This is a genomic window from Leifsonia poae (assembly GCF_050632195.1).
Lineage (GTDB): Bacteria > Actinomycetota > Actinomycetes > Actinomycetales > Microbacteriaceae > Leifsonia > Leifsonia poae_C.
Window position 1 is genome coordinate 2,173,038 of the sequence record NZ_CP192580.1, and the last position, 19,874, is coordinate 2,192,911.

Here is a 19,874-nt window from a genome sequence, read left to right on the forward strand (position 1 = left end):
GGGACGAGAAAACCATCTTGCTAGGAGTCTTCGTGTCCAACCCTCTCGCCCCCGGTTCCCTCGACGGAAAGCGCGCCCTCATCACGGGCTCTTCGCGCGGAATCGGCGCTGACACCGCCCAGTATCTCGCCGCCGCCGGCGCGAGTGTCGTCATCAACTTCCGCAACAAGGAGGCGCGCGCGGTGAAGCTCGCGGACTCCATCCGGGAGGCGGGCGGCACCGCACTCACAGTCGGCGCCGACCTGACCGACGCCGCCTCGATCGCGTCGCTTTTCGCGACGGTCGAGCGCGAGTGGGGCGGCCTCGACATCCTCGTGCTCAACGCCTCGGGCGGCATGGAGTCCGGGATGGCCGAGGACTACGCGATGCAGCTCAACCGCGACGCACAGGTCAACGTCCTGACGGCCGCCCTCCCGCTGCTCGGCGCCGGGTCGCGGGTCGTGTTCGTGACCAGTCACCAGGCGCACTTCATCAACACCACCGAGACGATGCCGGAGTACGAGGCGGTCGCCCTGAGCAAGCGGGCGGGCGAGGATGCGCTCCGTGCGCTCATCCCGACGCTCACCGAGAAGGGCATCGATTTCGTGGTGGTATCGGGCGACATGATCGAGGGCACCATCACCGCGACGCTGCTCAACCGGCTCAACCCGGGAGCGATCGATGCACGTAAGGAAGCCGCGGGAAAGCTGTACAACGTGAGCGAATTCGCAGCCGAGATCGCAGAGGCGGCTGTGGACCCCATCCCTGCCGACCACACCCGGCTCGTCGGGGACATCTCGAGCTTCGTCCCGGTGGCCGAGTGAAGGCCACCGATCTCGACCTGCTGACCAGCGTCTCAGCGCCGACCGTTCACCCCGGTGGCGGACGAGCGGTCGTCTCTGTGACCCGTCCCGATCTCTCCGCGGATGCGACCGTCGGCCAGCTCTGGACCGTTCCGCTCACCGGGCACGCTGCGCCCAAGCGATTGACCCGCGGATTTCGGGATACGGCGCCTCAGTTCTCCCCGGACGGACGGCTGATCGCCTTCCTCCGTGCCGTTCCCAAGGCGCCCCCGCAGCTGTTCGTGATGGATGCGGCGGGCGGCGAGCCCGTACCCGTCACAGACCGCAAACTCGGCGTCTCCGAGTTCGCCTGGGCACCCGATGCGCGGTCGCTCGCCTTCGTGAGCCGCGATCCCGAGCAGGGCCGGTACGGCACGGTCGAGGGTCTCGACCCGAACGCCGAACCGGCGCGGCGCATCCGGACACTGAAGTACCAGGCCAACGGTCTCGGCTACATCATCGACCGCCGTTCGCACGTCTTCCTGACTGCGGTTCCGGATGTCTGGGGCGAGCCGGTCGTGCAGCCGGCGCCGAACGCAGACGGTGTGCTCCCGAGCGTGCCGTTGGTGGCAGAGCCGCGCCAACTGACCACGGGGGACTGGGACGACAACACCATCGCGTTCTCACCCGACGGGACGGCTCTCGCCTTCCTCTCAGCACGGCACGAGGGGCGGGACGACGATCTGCGTTCCAGCGTCTTCGTGATCGACCCGCGCGACCCGAATGCAGAGCCGCGCGACCTCACTTCATCGCACGGCGACTTCTCGATGGTCGAGCTCGAATACGGCCTCAACGGGGTGCTCTACTTCACGGCTCAGGACGTCGGCCCCGCGGGACGGGACTTCGTCGCACGCAACTCGGCGCTCTACGCGGTGGACACCGAGGGCGCGCAGCCACGGCTTCTGACCGACCCGGAGTCGGTCGACCTGACGGAGTCCGAGATCGTCGTCTTCGGTGACGACTCGGTGCTCGTGCAGGATCGCAGCCGCGGCGCCCTCGTGTTGACCAGGGTCACGTCGGCGGGAGACGCCGAGCGTTTGACCGGTGACGATGTCGTGGTTGGCGGGGCAGCCGCCGCGGGCGAGACGCTCGTCATCGCTTTCGCTGACGCTTCGACCGCAGGTGACGTCGCGCTGATCGAGGCGGGCGGGATGCGCCGGCTCACCGACTTCTCGGCGGCTCTGCGCGGGGCCGGCGTGATCGCGCCGCGCGAGCTGACCGTCACGGGCCGCGACGGTTACCCCGTTCACGGCTGGGTCGTCGCTCCGGAGGGCGATGGCCCGCATCCGGTGCTCCTCAACATCCACGGCGGACCCTTCGCTGCCTACACGGTGAGCGTGTTCGACGAGGCTCAGGTGTACGCGCAAGCGGGATACGCGGTCCTCATGTGCAACCCGCGCGGATCGGCCGGCTACGGGCAGGAGCACGGCCGGGTCATCCGGCAGGCGATGGGGACCGTCGACCTCGACGACGTGCTCGACTTCCTCGACGGGGCGATCGCCGCCAATCCTTCCTTCGACTCCGAGCGCGTCGGTGTCATGGGCGGTTCATACGGCGGGTACCTGACCGCTTGGACCATCGCGCACGACCACCGGTTCGCGGCGGCGATCGTCGAACGAGGGTTCCTCGACCCCGAGTTCTTCATGGGGACGAGCGACATCGGCAGCTTCTTCGGCGACGAGTACACGGGTACCGACCCGGAGCTGATGCGTTCGCAGAGTCCGCAAGCGGTCGTCGGACAGGTCACGACACCGACTCTCGTGCTGCACTCGTCCAACGATCTCCGGTGCCCGCTCAGCCAGGCAGAGCGGTACTACGCGGCGCTCAAGCGTCAGGGTGTCGAGACAGAGCTGCTCGTCTTCCCGGGTGAGGACCACGAACTGAGCCGAGGGGGTCGTCCACGTCACCGACAGGAGCGTTTCGACGCGATCCTCGAGTGGTGGGCGAGACACCTTCCGAGCGCCAAGAACGGGCGCTGAACGAAAGAACGGCCCCCGCGTCAGCGGGGCCGTTCTTCGTGGAAGGACGATGGTCAGGCTGTCGCCGGGGCGGCGCTGGTTGCCTTGAGCGCGTCGCGTCCGAACGTGAACGCGCGCCAGATGCCGATCGCGCCGAGCACGATCAGGGCCACGGACGCGAAGAAGACGAGGAACACCGCCGACGAGGCCGGCAGGAACAGCACGACGATGCCGGCCAGGATGCTGATGATGCCCGAGGCGATCGCCCAGCCCGATGAGGATGCGCGGCTCGACTCGGCGATGGACATGATGCCCTCGATGATCCAACCGACGCCGATGAACGCGATGGCGAAGATCACCAGAGTCGTGGCGGCGACGGTCACGTTCTTCAGGGCGATGATGCCGGCGATCACCAGCAGCACGCCGAGGACGATGTTCAGGGTGCGCATCCCCCCGCTGATGCCCTTGCTGAAGATGCCGAGAGCCAGTCGCATCACCCCCGCGATGACGAAGTAGATGCCGAGGAAGATGGCGAGCACCGCGAGCGTCTTGACGGGCCAGACGAGCAGGACGATGCCGAGGATGACAGCGGCGACTCCGCTGATGCCCAGGGCGGTGCGGACGCCGTTGATAGCGGATTTCGTGAGGTTCTTGGCGTCGAGCGAGAACTCGTCGAAGACGGAGTCGATCGGATCAGTGGACGTCATGGAACGACCTTTCCTTAGGGGCCGCTGCACGTGCGGCTGTGCTGCTGACACTATCGGCGGCGGGACATCGGGAGGAGAACGTTCTACCGTGTTTCGCGCTGCCGCACTGTTGCCGCGAAGGTGAGGATAGCTCTAAATTGGGGAGTCGGCTCCCGCGGGCGACGCAGTCCGCCTCCGGCACTAAAGAGGTGCGCGGTGTCCTCCGTTCTCTACTCGCTCGGCAAGTGGGCGTTCCGCGCGCGTTGGCGGATGCTTGCCATCTGGCTCATAGCGCTGGTGGCGCTCGTTACCGGGGCGGGCCTGTTGAGCAAGGGGACGGACAACACCTTCAGCATTCCGGGCACGGAATCGCAGGAGGCGCTCGATTCGCTCGCGAGGACGTTTCCCCAGGTGAGCGGCACATCAGCTCAGCTCATCGCCGTTGCTCCGCCGGGTGGGGATGTACGCGATCCGTCGTTCCAGTCGGCCGTCGAAGCGGCCGTCGCGGCGATCGCGAAGATCCCGCAGATCTCGTCCGCCTCGTCCCCGTACGGGTCGTCGATGTCGAGCAACATCAGCACGGACGCATCGGCAGCACTGGTCCCGATCCAGCTCTCCGTGGCTCAACCCGCGGTCGATCCGTCGACGGCTGACGCATTGCAGGCGGCTGGTAAGAAGCTGGCGTCGGAGCTTCCCGCACGATCCCAGGTGGCGGTCGGGGGTCAGGTCTTCGCGCAGACGTCGACGAGCATCAGCGTCACCGAGCTGATCGGCATCCTGGTCGCCTTCGTGGTGCTGCTCTTCACGTTCGGGTCGTTCATCGCCGCCGGGATGCCGCTGATCACCGCACTGCTCGGGGTCGGGATGTCGCTCTCGATCATCTTCATCTGCACGAGTTTCGCGACCATCGCGTCGACAACACCGCTGCTGGCGCTTATGCTCGGGCTCGCCGTCGGGATCGACTATGCCCTGTTCATCATCTCCAGGCATCAGGACCAGGTGAAACACGGGGTTCCGCCGGAGGAGTCCGCCGCGCGTGCGGTGGCGACCGCCGGGTCCGCTGTGGTGTTCGCCGCGATCACCGTGATCATCGCTCTGCTGGGACTGAGCGTCGCAGGCATTCCCTTTCTGACGACGATGGGGCTCGCGGCCGCACTGGCCGTTGCGATTGCGGTTCTGATCTCCACGACGCTGACTCCCGCGCTGCTGGGCTTCGCCGGGATCCGAATCGTGCCGAAGCGGTTCAGGCCGGTGGAAGCGGCGGCGGAATCCGAGCCGGAGTCGGAGCCGGATGAGCTGCTCGGGGAGTCTGATCAGACAGATGAGGCCGACGAGGAGTTCGACGAGGCCCCCGCCGACGGGGAGGCGCCTGCGGGGGAGGCGCCTGCGGACGATGCGGAGGCACCACATCCTGAACCCACCGAGACGCCGCGGCAGCGCGGGTTCTTTCTCGGCTGGGTACGCGGAGTCACGAAGTGGCCGATCGTCACGGTCATCGCCGTCGTCGCGGTGCTCGGGCTTGCCACCGTTCCGGCCGCGCAGTTGCGACTGGCACTTCCGGATGCGGGATCGCTCGACGAGCACGCGCCCGCACGCATCACATACGACCTGATCGCAAAGCACTTCGGGCCGGGCTACAACGGTCCGCTGATCGTCACGGGGTCGATCATCCAGAGCACCGATCCCGTCGGGCTGATGAACGACCTCGCGGCAGAGATCCGCACGGTGTCGGGGGTTGCAGCCGTGCCGCTCGCCACGCCGAACGAGACCGGCGACACCGGGATCGTGCAGGTCATCCCGGATGGCGCACCAGACTCGGAGCAGACCAAAGACCTGGTCGCCACGCTGCGTTCCATGCACGACCACTTTCTCGAGGAGTTCGGCGCCGACCTCTCGGTGACGGGCTACACGGCAGCGGGCATCGACATCTCCGCGAGGTTGGCCCAGGCTCTCCTGCCATTCGCCCTGCTCGTCGTCGGGCTCTCGCTGGTACTGCTCGCAATGGTGTTCCGGTCGATCGTGGTTCCGGTCACCGCCGCGCTCGGCTACCTGCTGTCGATCGGTGCCGCCTTCGGAGTCACCAGCCTCGTCTTCGAGAGCGGGTTCCTCGCCGGACCGCTCAATGTCGCGGCGCTTGGCTCCGTGATCAGCTTCATGCCGATCATCCTGATGGGGGTGCTGTTCGGCTTGGCCATGGACTACGAGGTGTTCCTCGTCAGCAGGATGCGCGAGGAGTACGTGCGCTTCCACCACGCTCAGGATGCGGTCCAGCGCGGATTCGTCGGCTCGGCCCGGGTCGTCACGGCGGCTGCGATCATCATGTTCGCGGTCTTCGCCGCCTTCATCCCGGAAGGGGATGCGTCGATTCAGCCGATCGCGCTCGGACTGGCCGTCGGCGTGCTCGTCGACGCGTTCATCGTACGGATGACCCTGATTCCGGCTGTGCTCGTCCTGTTCGGAGATCGGGCGTGGTGGATCCCCTCCTGGCTGGATCGCGCGCTTCCCGCTTTCGACGTCGAGGGCGAAGGCCTCCAGAAGGAGCTCGACGCCGCCGAGTGGCCCGCCTCGGAGGAGACGATGGCGATCGCGGCGGAAGGAGTCACGGTCGCAAACCGGCGCCGCGTGCTCGTCGACGACTTGGACGCGATGGTTCCCGAGGGCGGTGCGCTCATCGTCTGCGGACCGCCTGACAGCGGCAAGACCGCCGCGTTGCTTGCTCTCTCGGGCAGACTCCCGATCTCTGGCGGCAGGCTCAAGGTCGCTGGATATCTTCTGCCCGTCCGCGCATCCACTGTCCGCTCCCGCGTCGGGGTCGCGCGCCTCGCGCGCGCATCGGATCCGCGTGTCGCAGTAGAGGATGCTCTCTCGACGGCTGCGGCGATCGTGGTCGTCGACGACCTCGACACGGTCGACAGTCCGCACGTACGCAAAGGGATCGGTCGGGCGCTCTTCGATGCTCGCGCTGAAGCGATTCCAGCAAAGGCCGCGAACTGACGCTCGTCGTCTCCTGCCTCGATGACGCGGCGATCGGCGACATCCTTCCAGCGGACATGCCAAGGCAAACCGTGCACCTGGCGAACGCCGAGGCGCTCCTTCAGGAACTGGTGATGAATTGAGATGAGACACTCACCTTTCGCGGCTCGCTCGGGACTCGAGCGGGTCGGCATGCTCGGGCTTCTCGGACTGGTGCTCCTTCCGCTCACGATCGGTGGGCTGCTCATGTGGGCCCTCTGGACCCCGATCGCGCACCTCGATCGGGTCAGCGCCGCTGTCGTGAACGACGACGTCGCGGTGACGGTGAATGGCAAGAGCGTGCCGCTCGGCCGCCAGTTCGCGGCCGGATTGATCGACGGCGCCGCTACGGATGCGTCGGGAACCACGACGACGACGTCCACGTCCGCCAATCCGGATGCCTCGAACTTCGACTGGACCCTGACCAACGACAAGGACGCGAGAGAGGGTCTCGCCAGCGGTCGCTACGAAGCGGTCGTGACCATCCCGAAGACGTTCTCCGCTGACGCGACATCGCTGTCGGGCCCGGCGGCGAACGCTCGTCAGGCGGACTTCAAGGTGGAGACGAGTCCGTCGGCGGCATTCGCCGATCCCGCCTTCAGCGCCGCGGTCACGGCGGCAGCGACGTCTGCGCTGAACCGTCAGCTCACGAGCCAGTACCTCAGCAATGTTTACGCGGGATTCAACACGATCAATCAGCAGATCGGTCAGGCGTCGCAGGGCGCGACGAGCTTGTCCTCGGGAGCCGCGTCGGTGTCGTCGGGGGCGCAGTCGCTGGCGTCGGGTTCCGCTTCGCTCGCCTCCGGGGTGGGCTCGCTGGACTCCGGCGCCGCCGCACTCGCGAGTGGTCTCGGCACTCTTGCTGCGCAGTCCAGTGCGCTTCCCGGCCAGACAGCGCAGCTCGCGCGGGCATCCGCCGGGGTGGCCGGGGCGACGGATCAGGTGGCGGCCTCGCTTGCGGCGGCGACCGCATCCCTCACCCAGACTGTCGATCAGGTCTGCCAGACGCCGGGGGTAGCGTGCGACGCCGCGAGAGCCGCGCTCGACCGAGTCACAGCAGCCGACCGGACCGCGGCTCAGGTGGCAGCCGGAGCGGATGCGGTGGCGGCAGGGAACAGCAAGCTTGCGTCTGCGATGCCTCCACTGGTGGCGGGCATCGACGCGTCGGCGTCGGGGGCGTCCCAGCTGGCAGCGGGAGCGGCTCAAGCTGACAGCGGCGCATCTGCGCTTCAGTCGGGGTCCGCACAGCTCGCAACCGGGGCGAGCCAGGTGGATTCGGGCGCGGCGCAGCTCGCCGACGGGCTCGCGCAGGCGGTGCAGCAGATCCCCACCTATACGGATTCGGACATCACGACGTTGTCGACCGTTGCGGCACAGCCGGTGGTCGCCACCCAGAAGCCGCCGACGCCCGGCCTGCAAGCGGTTCCGCTGTTCGCGATGATCGCGCTCTGGTTCGGCGGCATGGCGACGGCTCTGGCCCGTAAAGCCGTTCCCACCAGGCCGCTGCTCACCACCGCGTCATCGGCGTCGATCGCTCTCAGATCGGCCGCGACCGGCGCCCTGATCGGCTTGGCACAAGGGCTGCTGGTCGCAGCCGTCGCGCAGATAGGACTCGGCCTCCGTCCCGACCAGTGGCTCGGGTTCGCCGGGCTCGCGATGGTCGCCGGTGCGGTGTTCGCAGTCGTCAACCAAGGATTGGCGGCGGCGTTCGGAGCTGTCGGTCGGCTACTCGCTGTGCTCGTCGGCATCGTCGCGCTCGGGGCAGGGCTGACCGGAACGGTTCCTCCGGTGTTCGAGAGTCTCGCGGCACTCTTCCCGACCGCGCCCGCGCTGACCATGCTGCGAGCCGGAGCGACAGGTCAGCCCGGTCAAGCGTGGCTCGGTTTGGGTGCGCTGCTCGTGTTTTGCGTGATCGGACTGGTGCTGCTGTTCGCGGGCGTCGCGGCACGCCGAGGTGTTCGCGCCCTGGATCTGATCAGCCAACGTGCGCTCACGGCGTGATCTAGACTCGCGCCGTGCGATCGATAAACGGGACCAGTGCTCACTATGTCAAGCCGCTGGGGCGCGGTACCCGGATCAGCACTGCTGTCGGCAGCTGGATCCTCGCGCTGACGGGGCCCGTTCTCGTCCTGATAGCGAGCCTCCAGCCGGGGGACTGCTCAGGGTCTTCGGCGGTATCGTGCTGACGGCCCTGGGGATACCGTTCAGCGTCTGGCTCTGGCGGAGTGTTCGGCGGCAAGAGTCTCGCATCGGGCGGTTGCAAGCATCCGGGGTCGTCGCGGTCGCAGAGATCCTCGCGGTGACGCCGGCCACGGTGGGGAAGACCAGGGATGTCGCACTCGATCTGCGGCTCACCGCATCCGGAATCGAAGCGTATGACGCCACGATCCTGTGCGCTGAGGATGAGCGCCTTGTCGTCGGCGAGACGATGGCGGCGGTCATTGAACCTTCGTCGAAGGACTTCACGGTTGAGAGCGACCTGGTCAGGGGCGAACGGGTCTCGCTGTAGCCGTTTCGGTGAAACCGTGTCGGATCTATGTCCGTCTCGCGAGCGGCAGCCAGTCGCTGTCGTCACCGGGAACCAGGCCTTCGGCGGCGTCACAGAGGCGGGGGAGGAAGTGAGCCCAACCGTCCCGATGACCGTCGCTGTAAATATCGGGCAGGCCGCCGTGCTGCAGATCGACACGTGTCCCATGCTCGAGCGGGGTCAGCGTGAAGGTCACCGTCGTCGATCCCGGCGGGAATTCGTCGTTGCCGGCGACGCCCCAGGACACGACGACGCGCTCGGGCCGGGTCACCTCGAGGAAGCGGCCGCGGATCGGCGAGCCGGAGATGTCCACCGAGAAGAGTCCGCCCTCGACCGGGTCGAGATCGGCGTGCTGGCCCATCCAGGCGGTGAGTCCTGCGGGCGTCACGAGGTAGTCGAAGATCTCCTCCGGCGTCGCCCGGATGTCGACAGCCGTTGAGTAATCAGGCATCCGAATCCCTCGACTCGCGCTCTTTCAGGCCGGACTCGACCGCATCCTGTAGCGCCATGAGTCTGCTTGGCCAGAAGTCGTCGAGATACTCGCGCGTCGCCGCGAATCCATCGCTGTTGACCGCGTAGAGGTGCCGGCGGCCTTCCCGGCTCTCCGTCACGAGACCAGCTACCCGGAGAACACCGAGGTGGTGGGACGTCGTCTGCTGCGAGAGCCCCACTTCCGCCGCGAGCTCGCCGACCGGGAGAGGTGTCATTCGGATCGCCGACAGGATGGCGCGGCGGTTCGCATCGGCCAGCGCCCGCAGCGCGCGGTCGACGTCTGATTCTTGTGCCGAAACTGCCATCGATGCTCCGTTCATGTGCCCCCATTTTTACCACAAACCTCCACTTGTACAAAGGTCCACTTGTGATTAGCGTTGCGTCATGAACACGCAGACCAATTCAGACCTGGCCGTCGAGGCAGCTGCTCGCGCCTACATCGACACTGTCGGCGCGCGCGACCTCACCCCTCTGGACTCGCTTCTCGCCGACACGCTGGTAGCCCGCTTCGCGGGCGGAGCGTTCGACAAGGGGGAATGGATCGAGGCTCTTCGACGACTGCTCCCCGCCCTGGTCAGAAACGACATCCGGGAGATCTACACGCGGGGCCCACGCGCGTGCGTCGTCTACGACTTCGTCACGGACACCCCCGGAGGCGCCGTGCGTTGTGTCGAGTTGCTGACCGTCATCGACGGCCGCATCGAAGAGGTCGAGTTGCTTCTCGACCGGGTGGCGTTCGCCCCGTTCGCGATGCGCTCGAGGAGCGCGCCCGAGCAGCCCATCAGGGCTGATCGGGCGCGGCACCTCGAGATGCGGGCGGAGGATGCACCGTGCACAACGGACAGCGCGAAGCTTCTCGCACGTTCCTGCAGCTCCGCGATCCGCGCTTCGCGTGCCGCGTCGACATCGAAACCGACGTACGCAAGCGGCGGCCGCTTGCGAACCGTCACAGAGCAGCCGAACTCAGCGCAGACGAGCGTCCCGACCGTGTCGCCCTTGCGTCCGGCGTCGCCGGCGCGCTTGGCGCTGTAGAAGGCGACGTCATTGCTCAGGTTCACATCCTGGCACCAGGAGCATTGCGGACGGGACTGCGCCTTCGCCTCTGTCTGGCGAAGCACGATGCCCACGAGCGAATCGTCCAGCGGCACAACGACATAGCTGCGGCGAGGGAGCTTGCGGTCACGCCAGCCGAAATAGTCGAGCGAATCCCACTGGATCTCAGAGAAGTCGAGGGGAAGCGTCAGATCGCTCACCTCCTTGCGCGAGGCATTCACGAAGGAGTTGCGGATCATTTGTTCGGTCAGAGAAATCATGGGTGTCGTCACCAATCGTTTCGGCCATCCGGCCGGGGTGCTGTCAGCAAGCAGGGCTGACGCAAGGTAAGGCGACGGCGTCGGCAGATGCATAGAACACCGTCGGTCTCGCGGAGAGGAGCGAGACGAGAGCCAGGGAGGGTGACGCTATCTCACGCCGGCGACAAGCGCGCCGACGACCTCCGAACGCCCGGAGGGCATGGTGGTGAGTGAGAAGCCGAACATGTCCGCAAGTCTAACAACGTGGGGGAGCACCTTGTCGGGGCCGCCGCTTCTTGCCAAGATGTCTGGCATGTCATCACCGGGAGGGATGCGTGTTTGAGGTCGGGCGACAATGACGCTCGATCCCGTCCTTGGCGACTGGCTTCTCGACTCAGACCCAGCCCTGCGTTGGCAGGTCGAGCGCGATCTGACCGGTGAGCCGGAGGCCGTCTGGCTCGCTACCCGTTCACGAATCGCATCCGAGGGTTTCGGCGCGCGACTGCTGGCGCTTCAGGATGCCGACGGCCAGTGGGCTGGCGGCGCGTTCTTTCCACGCGGTTTCGATTTCGACGGTCCCGAGGCGGCACCGGGCGCGGGGCAACCGTGGACGGCCACGACGTGGTCGCTCAACCTGCTGCGTGACTGGGGTCTCGACGCGGACGCGCTGGCGGGAACGGCCGAGCTCTTGGCTGCGAACAGCCGCTGGGAGTATGACGACCTGCCGTATTGGGGTGGAGAAGTCGACTGCTGCATCAACGCGTACACACTCGCGAACGGGGTGTGGCTCGGCGCCGACGTCTCAGCGATCGCGCAGTGGTTCCTCGATCACCAGATGGACGACGGCGGTTGGAACTGCGAATGGGTCGACGGCTCGACGCGCTCTTCGTTCCACTCGACGCTCAATGCGCTCAAGGGGCTGCTGTACTACGAGACCGTTTCGGGCGGAACGGCGGCCGTGCGGGAGGCGCGTCAGCAGGGGGAGGAGTACCTGCTCCGTCGTCGTCTGCTGTACAGGCTGTCGACGGGTGACCTTGTCGGCCCCTGGACGATGAACTTCACCTGCCCGTTTCGAGCCTTCTACAGCGCGTTGAATGCGGCCGACTACTTTCGTGCGGCGGCCCTCCACGACAGAAGGCAATCCGATCCGCGCCTTGCCGAAGCAATCGACGCCGTGCGAGCGGCCCGTCGCCCGGACGGAACCTGGCTGCAGGGGCAAACGCATCCTGGACGGGTGTGGTTCGATGTCGACGTCTCGACCGGAGAACCCTCGAAATGGCTCACGCTGTACGCCACCCGGGTACTCGACTGGTGGGATCAGGATGCCTAACGCGGCCGGGGAGGAGATCACACTCCCTGCCACTTTCAAGATATATCGCAGTGGGGGGCTTGCCGCAAGGCCCCTGTGGTGACGGAGAATCGTCCACTGTGACTTCGACACTCAGCGCATTCGACCTGCCCGCCCGGCTCGACGCCAAGCTCGATCCCGGGCTGATCGCCGACGATGAACGCCACTTCGCGGCCATTGAAGCGACCCTCGAACAGTCCATCGCGGCCCTCTCCGCCCGCCTCGACGAGGTACGTGCCGCACCCGGTGGAACAGGGCAGGAGGCCTTGGACAGAGACCTCGAGATCCACAGGGTGACCGCGCGCCTGCGCGTACTCCGGCGTTTCGGACTCGACCTGTGTCTCGGCCGCATGGTGAGTGCCGACGGCGACGAGCCGGTGTACGTCGGGCGCCTCGGACTCACGAGCGATGCGGGGGAGAGGTTGTTGCTCGACTGGCGTTCACCCGCCGCCGAGCCGTTCTTCGGGGCGACCCATGGGCATCCGATGGGCCTGCTCAGTCGACGCCGCTATCGCTGGACGCGCGGTCGCATCACCGATTACTGGGACGAAGTGTTCACATCCGACGGGTTCGACGGCAATGCTGCTCTCGACGATCAGTCGACGTTCATCGCGAGCCTGGGCAGCAGCCGGTCGTCCCGGATGCGCGACGTGCTCAGCACGATCCAAGCCGATCAGGACGCGATCATCCGAGCAGGATCGCGCGGCGTGCTCGTCGTCGACGGTGGTCCGGGAACGGGAAAGACCGTCGTGGCTCTTCACCGCACCGCCTACCTGCTGTACTCGGACCCGCGACTGGCCCGCAGCCACGGCGGCGTGCTCTTCGTGGGCCCGCACAAGGGATATCTCGCCTACGTCGAGGACGTACTGCCGAGCCTGGGGGAGGAGGGCGTGCAGCCGTGCACCCTGCGCGACCTCGTTCCCGAGGGTGCCGACGCGGTACCCGAGTCTGACCCGACGGTGGCCATCCTGAAGTCATCGGCGCGACTGGTGACGGCGATCGAGACGGCCGTCGGGTTCTACGAGACGCCTCCCAGCGCGGGGATGACGGTGGAGACTCCGTGGGACGACGTCTGGCTGGACGCCGACGATTGGGCGGAGGCCTTCGCCGCACGCGAGGGGGATACACAGCACAACGAGGCTCGCGACGAGATCTGGTCCGCGTTGGTGGCGATCCTGGCCGACAAACACGGCGAGGACGTGCCGATCAAGCTGTTGCGAAGGTCGCTTGCGCAGAACAGCGAGTTGCGTACGACCTTCAACCGGGCCTGGCCGCTGCTAGACCCGGTCGGGGTCGTCGCCGATCTGTGGTCGGTACCCACGTACCTGCAGAAGTGCGCTCCCTGGCTCGCTTCTGACGAGGTCGAAGCCCTGCAGCGGGAAGACGCACGGGCGTGGACGGTGTCCGATCTACCGATCCTCGACGCCGCACGGCAGCGGATCGGCGATCCCGATGCGTCACGGCGACACCGCGAACGCGAGAGTGCCTTGGCCGCGCAACGGGAGCAGATGGATCGCGTCGTCGACGACCTGATCGCAGCCGAGGTACTCGACGACGGTGAGGGTCTGATGACGATGTTGCGTGGACAAGACGTGCAGAACTCGCTGGTCGATGAGGCGGCGGTGCCGATCGCCGCCTCCGATCAACTCGCCGGTCCATTCGCGCACATCGTCGTCGACGAGGCGCAGGAGTTGACGGATGCGGAGTGGCAGATGCTGCTGCTGCGCTGCCCGTCCCGCAGCTTCACGATCGTGGGAGACCGCGCCCAAGCGAGGCACGGTTTCACCGAGTCGTGGCAGCTGCGGCTCGGCCGGATCGGACTGGATGAGGTCGAGGTCGCATCCCTGACCATCAACTACCGCACTCCGGAGGAGGTCATGGCCGAGGCCGAACCGGTCATCCGCGCCGCGATCCCCGACGCCAACGTGCCGACCTCGGTGCGCAGCACCGGAGCCCCCGTCCTCCATGCGTCAGTGCGGGAGTTGGGACCCATCCTCGATGCGTGGCTTCGAGACCATGCGGACGGCGTCGCCAGCGTCATAGCTGTTGGCCGGTACGAACTGGGGGAGTGGGCGGCATCTCCCCGTGTTCGTCGACTCACCCCGGAACTCTCGAAGGGTCTCGAGTTCGACCTGGTGATCCTTATCGATCCGGATGCGTTCGGCACAGGTGTCGAGGGAGCCGTCGACCACTATGTCGCTATGACGCGAGCGACGCAGCAGCTGGTGATCTTGACGTCGACTCAGGACTGAGGATCGCCAGCGGTCCGGAGGGGGACGTCGACGTCCGAGCCGCCCTCGCGGGTAAGCCGAGCACCCATCTTCACCATCGTCGGCGCGGGCACGAACCCGCCGGCGAACAGCGCCTCGCCCTGTCGGAAGCGCGGGGATCGTTCGAACATCGCCGGCGGAACGAATCCGAAGATCGTCGCGAGCTCGTCCAGGTCGATCGGCGAGCTCATCTTCAGGAGGGCTAGGTTGTCGCACTGCGAGATGATGCTTGGATGCACGCGTGACGGTCGCTGGGTCGAAAGCAGCAGCCAGAGGCCGAACTTGCGTCCCTCGGCGGCGATCTGGATCAGCCGCTCCCGCACGGCCTTCTCGAGCGGAGTGTCTCCTTCGGGCGCGCAGAAGTTGTGTGCCTCGTCGATGACGATCAGGATCGGCCTGCGCTGCTCCCGCTTCTCCCACAGGTCGTCGAGAACGGCGAGCGCCACTGCCAACGACTCGCCGGGGTAGTCGAAGCCGCCCATGTCGAGCACTGTCGCGTCGGGTCGGGTGTCGAGCACGTCGGTCACCGACGTGCGCGGCCCCGCCCAGACCTCCCAGTCGAGCACGCGGAGGTTCTCCGTGCGGGCGGCGAGAGCAAGCGCCGCAGGCGTGCCGCGTTCGTGCAGAACGGGAAGGATGCGAGCCGGGTCCAGGCTTCCGAGGTTCTGCTCGAGGTGCATCAGTTCGTTGAACTCAGCGCGGTCCTCGACGGGATCGACACGGACGACCGCCGCTTTGGACTGCATGGAGAGGTCGGTGTACCGGACGCACAGCGCGTCGGCATCGGTCTCCGCCGCGGAGGGACGCAGGATCCTGATGTCGCGTTCGGCGAGTTCGCGCACATCGTCGACGTTATGGGCGCTTCCGCTGGCGGCGGCCTCTCCCATCCGCACGAAGTCCCCGTTGGGGTCGAAGATGACCATCGGCAGCCGGGTGTGGAGCAGCAACTGTTCGAGCACCACGCCGAGAGCATAGGTCTTTCCTGACCCGCTTTGACCGACCCAGAACGTGTGCCGGTTGAACTTGCGGGCGATGAGTCGCGCAGGGATGTCGTCGCTTCCGAGGATCGAACCGATCGGAAGGACCCCTGAGGAGTTCGTGTAGATCAAGTCGACCGTCTGAGGGTCGGCATGGTGCATCGCGACGTCGGTGAACGGAGCTGTCTCGCTGACCTCGATCCGACCGGATTCGGAAACTCGACCGAGTACTCGCCCGGCGCCGTGGAGGGAGCCTTCGAAGTCGCCGAGCGTGATGTCGTCGATCTGGCCGACGTAGACGAACTCGGTCGAGACGGCGAGTCCGACGAAGCTCCCGGGCTCGAACGGCAGTCCCACCGGACCGGTGAAGTGAAAACGACGGCCGTCGGGGGAGAACGCGACGGGACCTGAGATGGTGCTGGAGTCGCTTGCCATGTCGTTAGCGTATGTGTGCGGCCCGTCGCAGCGGAAGGGTGGATCAGTCGCTAGACTCCTCGATGAACGTGACACGAACGAAGGAGGTGAGCCCGATGTACGCACTGTCCACTCTAGGCGCTCCTTCGAGTTCACGATCGCGCGACTGACGTAGCCGTCGCGGGGAGCGCCGTATGCACTCTCAGAAAGCTACGACTATGAATCATTCACTTCCTCACGCATCCGGCACGGCCTTGGTCCTCGGTGGCGGCGGATCGGCGGGCAACGCCTGGTTGATCGGTGTCATCGCCGGTCTCTTCGATGCCGGACTCGATGCGACCACGGCCGATCTGATCATCGGGACGTCGGCCGGGTCGACGGCGGCAGCCCAGATCACGGGCGCGTCTCCGGATGGCCTGCTTGCAGACATCCTGAACGCTGAGAACCTCGTTCGCCCGGCGCCTGCCGGCCCTGATCGCAGGTCCGCGCCGGCAAGGCAGGTAAGGCCTGCCATGAACGACCTCGACGCCACGAACGCCATCATCGCTTCTGCTCAGGATGCCCCCGACATGCGCCGCAAAATGGGCGCGTGGTCGCTCGCCACGGAGGCATCGTCGGACGGCGCCCGGCAGGCTCAGTGGCGGGCGACCGTCGCCTCCCGACTTCCCCAGCAGAAATGGCCGAGCCAACGGATGCTCATCACAGCGGTCGACGCCGATTCCGGCGAACCCGTGGTCTTCGACAACCAGAGCGGGATCGACCTGGCCGACGCCGTGGCCGCCAGTTGCTCCAGCGGGTTCGCATACAGGATCGGTGAGCACCGCTACATCGACGGCGGCTACAGAACCAATGCCGACAATGCTGATCTGGCAACCGGATACGCACGAGTGCTCGTGCTGTCGCCGTTCGCTGGCAGGTCACGACTGCCGGAAGCATGGGGAATGCACCTCGCAACCCAGGTCGAACAGCTTCGTGCACACGGCAGCATGGTGGAGACGATCTTCCCGGACGCTGCCGCGGGGGACGCATTCGGCGGCAACATGATGAATCTTGCGGCACGACCACCCGCAGCGCGGGCAGGATTCGAGCAAGGCAAGGCCCGAGCCGTGCACCTCGCAGAGTTCTGGCGAACCGAGTGAGGCCGAGTCGAGCATCCTGAGCCCAACACAGGGCTAGGATTCGGCGGAGGGGGAATCATGGTCAGCAGGGAGATTCGTCGGCGCGCGTGCGCGGCCATCATTGGCGCATTGGCGCTCACGGCACTTCTCGCCGGATGCGTTCCGGCCGCTAAGGATGTCAGCGCAGCGGGTCACGACCGAGCCGCTCATGTGACGCGTACGCACACCCCGAAGGCCACCCCCTCCGACCTACCCACTCCGTCGCCGACCCCGACACCCGTCGCTCCGCCGAATCCCGCGATCTCGCACCCGGCCACTCCGGAACCGGTGAGCACGCCCGTGCCCAGTCCGATCCTGATCCCCGTGCCCCGCGGAACGGTGGTGGCGGAGGGTGACGTAGCCTCCCCGAAGGGGAGCATCCATTTCCACTTTCAAATGATCGCCAACGGCGACAACACCTACATAGCCCAGTACTCGCGCTTCACGTCGACTCTGCCGGTTCCGGTGTCGGTCACGCTCCTCGAAATCGCACCGAGAGTCGGCGACGGGCTTACGTATCACGGTGTCGGCGACCACCTGCTCGGGGGTGCGACGACATCGGCCGCGCCAACGTCTTCGGTGTCGCTCGGACCCGGCGGCCAGCCTTCCTATCTCGGCACTCTCGTGACGTATTCGTCGGCACCGTCGGGGGCCATAGTGCCGGTCGAGATCCGCGCGAACAAGGTCCTCGGCGTCAACTCGGTGCACTGGAAGATCCCGGTGCGGCAATCCAATGTCCACCCGGTCGACGGCGGAACCCGGGCCTTCGCATCCGGTGCGATGACGTCGAAAACGGCCGCCGGTGCTCCGAGACGATACCTCGTGGCTCCGGGCGACATCACGTCCGTGGTGGCCGAGCGTTTCGGGATCTCGATCGAAGATCTCATCTGGTTGAACAAGAACCTGCAGGTCTTCGGCGATCAGCAGTACCTGTACGAGGGCACGACCCTGAATCTCGACCCCGACAGCCTCTGATGACGCGTCGTAGGACCTCCCTATAGTTGTTCCACGACCCGATCGCCGGTCGAAGAGGAGGCGCTCATGCTGACGCAGATCGCAGACGGTATCCAGAGCCATGAGGCCGAGTTCTGCCAGAGCAACGCGGTCATCGTTCAGGGTCAGGATGGCGTGCTGCTGATCGACGTCGGCGTGAGCGAGCGCGAAATGGCCTCGATCGTCACCAATCTCGCGGATGCGGGTCAGGGTGTCGTGGCAGGGTTCTCCACGCATCCGCACTGGGATCACGTGCTGTGGGACGCGCGCTTCGGCGATGCGCCCAGGTACGGAACCGCGCTCTGTGCCACGACGATCCGCGACCGGCTCGCAGGCGGATTCGACCCGCGGCGGGTGGGCATCCCCGAGGACGTCTCGCTCGACCTGCTCGGGCAGATCACGGGATTGCCCTCCGGGGCTGAGCAGTTTCCGTGGGAAGGGCCGGAGATCCGGATCATCGAGCATCGGGCACACGCCCCGGGACATGCGGCGCTTCTCCTCGAGGAGAGCAAGGTCCTCGTCGCCGGTGACATGCTCTCCGACGTGCTCGTTCCGATCCTCGACCTGACCGCCGCTGATCCGATCGAGGACTATCTCGCCGCGCTGACGTTGCTCGAGGATGTGGCGGGCGCCGTCGATGTCGTCGTCCCCGGTCACGGATCCATCGGTGGCCGCCACGAGTTGCTCGCTCGGATCGCTCAGGATCGCGCCTATGTTCTCGCCCTCCGTGACGGCCAGGAGACGACCGACCTTCGCGTCGGCCCGGCGGCCAAGCCCGGCTGGGAATGGGTGGGCGAGCTGCACACCGGACAGCGGGAGCGCTTCGCCCAGCGGAAATAGTTTGAGAAGGATTGTCGAATCGGGTCGATCGCGTTCGTAGCAGTAGTGAAGTCACCCCGAACGAGGTGGCGCGAACGAAAGGGAGTTCCACCATGAGCAGCACCCTGACTGTCGACTTCTTCTGCAGCCTCGACGGCTACGGATCGGCCACAGGCTGGCCCGGATACTGGGGCAAGGAAGGCCCTGAGATCCTGGAGGACCGAGTGCGTACTTTCGCCGAGGACCAGGTGCTCGTCTTCGGCGCCACGACCTTCCGCCAGTTCCGTAAGTTCGTGGCCGAATTCGACGAGCCGTACTACGACAGCCTGAACGAGCTGCCGAAGATCGTGTTCTCGAGCACGCTCGAGGAGCCGCTCGGGTGGAAGAACTCCACGGTCATCAACGAGGATGCGGTGACGGCGATCGAACGTCTGAAGCGCACCACGGATGTTCCGATGCGTTCGCACGGAAGCATCTCGCTGAATCGCGCATTGCTCGCCGCAGGCCTGGTGGATCGTCTCGAGGTGATGATTTTCCCGGCGATCACCGGTCGGTCGGGATTCGCATCCCTCTTCCAGGATGGGGCCGAGTTCGACCTCGACCTCATCGAGTCGACGGTGCTCGACGGCCGAACCCAGAAGCTGGTCTACGCCCCCCACCTGCACACCGCGGTTCCCGAGGGCGTCGGACCGCGACGCCGAGACGCCGAGTAGCAGACACCGCCTCAGAGAGTCACCGAAACGAGAAGGGATCCGACCATGCAGTACTTGGTCAACGTCATCGACGGCCGGAGCAATTCCGGTACTGAAGAAGAGGCCGTCGCGATCGACGCCTTCAATGAGAAGCTCCAAGCCGGCGGCCATTGGGTCTTCGCGGCGGGGCTGGCCGACCCGAGCGCTTCGACCGTGATCGACGGGCGCCAGGACGAGCCCGTGTTCACGGATGGCCCGTTCGTCGAGGCGAAGGAGTGGGCGGCCGGCCTGTGGATCATCGAGGCACCCGACCTCGACGTCGCGCTGAAGCTGATGGCCGAGGGCTCGAAGGCCTGCAATCGCCGCCTCGAGGTCCGGCCGCTCCTGCAGGAGCCCTGATCGACGCGAAGGACGCC

General features: G+C 66.4%; 17 protein-coding genes and 1 pseudogene. 13 read left to right on the forward strand and 5 right to left on the reverse strand.

What is annotated here, in order from left to right; genetic code table 11:
- Window positions 1-32 precede the first annotated feature (32 nt).
- Both ACQ86A_RS11005 and ACQ86A_RS11010 read left to right on the forward strand, forming a co-directional pair.
- On the forward strand, window positions 33-803 hold the full coding sequence (locus tag ACQ86A_RS11005; protein WP_431277105.1) for an SDR family oxidoreductase: 771 nt from the start codon (window positions 33-35) through the stop codon (window positions 801-803).
- A complete protein-coding gene (locus ACQ86A_RS11010; RefSeq protein WP_431277106.1) occupies window positions 800-2,800 on the forward strand; it encodes a S9 family peptidase in 2,001 nt (666 codons plus the stop codon). The genes ACQ86A_RS11005 and ACQ86A_RS11010 overlap by 4 nt, the downstream gene beginning before the upstream one ends.
- A gap of 53 nt (window positions 2,801-2,853) precedes the next feature.
- Here the strand turns inward: ACQ86A_RS11010 and ACQ86A_RS11015 are convergent, their stop codons facing one another.
- The gene (locus ACQ86A_RS11015; protein ID WP_431277107.1) at window positions 2,854-3,486 is read right to left on the reverse strand and encodes an HdeD family acid-resistance protein; all 633 of its coding nucleotides are present in this window, start codon (window positions 3,484-3,486) and stop codon (window positions 2,854-2,856) included.
- A gap of 195 nt (window positions 3,487-3,681) precedes the next feature.
- Between ACQ86A_RS11015 and ACQ86A_RS11020 the strand changes: the two genes are divergently transcribed.
- The 3 genes from ACQ86A_RS11020 (at window position 3,682) to ACQ86A_RS11030 (ending at window position 8,986) form a co-directional block, all read left to right on the forward strand.
- A complete protein-coding gene (locus ACQ86A_RS11020; RefSeq protein ID WP_431277108.1) occupies window positions 3,682-6,459 on the forward strand; it encodes an MMPL family transporter in 2,778 nt (925 codons plus the stop codon).
- 123 nt (window positions 6,460-6,582) lie between these two features.
- Window positions 6,583-8,478 carry an ABC transporter permease gene (locus tag ACQ86A_RS11025; RefSeq protein WP_431277109.1) on the forward strand — a complete coding sequence of 632 codons (1,896 nt, stop codon included), beginning with the start codon at window positions 6,583-6,585 and terminating at the stop codon, window positions 8,476-8,478.
- 178 nt (window positions 8,479-8,656) lie between these two features.
- Window positions 8,657-8,986: a hypothetical protein gene (locus ACQ86A_RS11030; protein WP_431277110.1), complete on the forward strand. Its 330-nt coding sequence runs from the start codon at window positions 8,657-8,659 to the stop codon at window positions 8,984-8,986.
- Between the two features lie 25 nt (window positions 8,987-9,011).
- On the opposite strand, the gene ACQ86A_RS11035 is transcribed toward ACQ86A_RS11030, so the two are convergent.
- Together ACQ86A_RS11035 and ACQ86A_RS11040 are read right to left on the reverse strand one after the other, a co-directional pair.
- A complete protein-coding gene (locus ACQ86A_RS11035) occupies window positions 9,012-9,455 on the reverse strand; it encodes an SRPBCC family protein (protein WP_431277111.1) in 444 nt (147 codons plus the stop codon).
- Window positions 9,448-9,801, reverse strand: a complete 354-nt coding sequence (locus ACQ86A_RS11040) for an ArsR/SmtB family transcription factor (protein ID WP_431277112.1) — start codon at window positions 9,799-9,801, stop codon at window positions 9,448-9,450. The genes ACQ86A_RS11035 and ACQ86A_RS11040 overlap by 8 nt, the downstream gene beginning before the upstream one ends.
- Before the next feature lie 79 nt (window positions 9,802-9,880).
- On the opposite strand from ACQ86A_RS11040, the pseudogene ACQ86A_RS11045 reads away from it, so the two are divergent.
- Window positions 9,881-10,144: pseudogene (locus tag ACQ86A_RS11045) on the forward strand (hypothetical protein); the annotation flags it as partial.
- On the opposite strand, the gene ACQ86A_RS11050 reads toward ACQ86A_RS11045, so the two are convergent.
- A complete protein-coding gene (locus tag ACQ86A_RS11050) occupies window positions 10,123-10,902 on the reverse strand; it encodes an FBP domain-containing protein (RefSeq protein WP_431280430.1) in 780 nt (259 codons plus the stop codon). The pseudogene ACQ86A_RS11045 and the gene ACQ86A_RS11050 sit on opposite strands and share 22 nt — an antisense overlap.
- Before the next feature lie 241 nt (window positions 10,903-11,143).
- Here ACQ86A_RS11050 and ACQ86A_RS11055 point away from each other — a divergent pair, with 241 nt between their 5' ends.
- Window positions 11,144-12,118 (forward strand): squalene cyclase, encoded by a 975-nt coding sequence (locus tag ACQ86A_RS11055; protein WP_431277113.1) that lies wholly within the window; start codon window positions 11,144-11,146, stop codon window positions 12,116-12,118.
- 98 nt (window positions 12,119-12,216) lie between these two features.
- Window positions 12,217-14,388 carry an RNA polymerase recycling motor ATPase HelR gene (gene helR, locus ACQ86A_RS11060; protein WP_431277114.1) on the forward strand — a complete coding sequence of 724 codons (2,172 nt, stop codon included), beginning with the start codon at window positions 12,217-12,219 and terminating at the stop codon, window positions 14,386-14,388.
- On the opposite strand, the gene ACQ86A_RS11065 is transcribed toward helR, so the two are convergent.
- Window positions 14,379-15,818 carry an ATP-binding protein gene (locus ACQ86A_RS11065; RefSeq protein WP_431277115.1) on the reverse strand — a complete coding sequence of 480 codons (1,440 nt, stop codon included), beginning with the start codon at window positions 15,816-15,818 and terminating at the stop codon, window positions 14,379-14,381. The two genes, helR and ACQ86A_RS11065, sit on opposite strands and share 10 nt — an antisense overlap.
- Window positions 15,819-16,015: 197 nt before the next feature.
- On the opposite strand from ACQ86A_RS11065, the gene ACQ86A_RS11070 reads away from it, so the two are divergent.
- The 5 genes from ACQ86A_RS11070 to ACQ86A_RS11090 all read left to right on the forward strand — a co-directional run bounded on the left by ACQ86A_RS11070 (window position 16,016) and on the right by ACQ86A_RS11090 (window position 19,857).
- Window positions 16,016-16,936 carry a patatin-like phospholipase family protein gene (locus ACQ86A_RS11070; protein ID WP_431277116.1) on the forward strand — a complete coding sequence of 307 codons (921 nt, stop codon included), beginning with the start codon at window positions 16,016-16,018 and terminating at the stop codon, window positions 16,934-16,936.
- A gap of 57 nt (window positions 16,937-16,993) precedes the next feature.
- Complete coding sequence (locus ACQ86A_RS11075) at window positions 16,994-17,929, forward strand: LysM domain-containing protein (protein ID WP_431277117.1); 936 nt, start codon at window positions 16,994-16,996, stop codon at window positions 17,927-17,929.
- A gap of 66 nt (window positions 17,930-17,995) precedes the next feature.
- Window positions 17,996-18,787, forward strand: coding sequence for an MBL fold metallo-hydrolase (locus tag ACQ86A_RS11080; protein ID WP_431277118.1), 792 nt, complete (start codon window positions 17,996-17,998; stop codon window positions 18,785-18,787).
- A 92-nt stretch (window positions 18,788-18,879) separates the two neighbouring features.
- Window positions 18,880-19,479: a dihydrofolate reductase family protein gene (locus ACQ86A_RS11085; RefSeq protein ID WP_431277119.1), complete on the forward strand. Its 600-nt coding sequence runs from the start codon at window positions 18,880-18,882 to the stop codon at window positions 19,477-19,479.
- A 45-nt stretch (window positions 19,480-19,524) separates the two neighbouring features.
- Window positions 19,525-19,857, forward strand: coding sequence for a YciI family protein (locus ACQ86A_RS11090; protein ID WP_431277120.1), 333 nt, complete (start codon window positions 19,525-19,527; stop codon window positions 19,855-19,857).
- Window positions 19,858-19,874 lie beyond the last annotated feature (17 nt).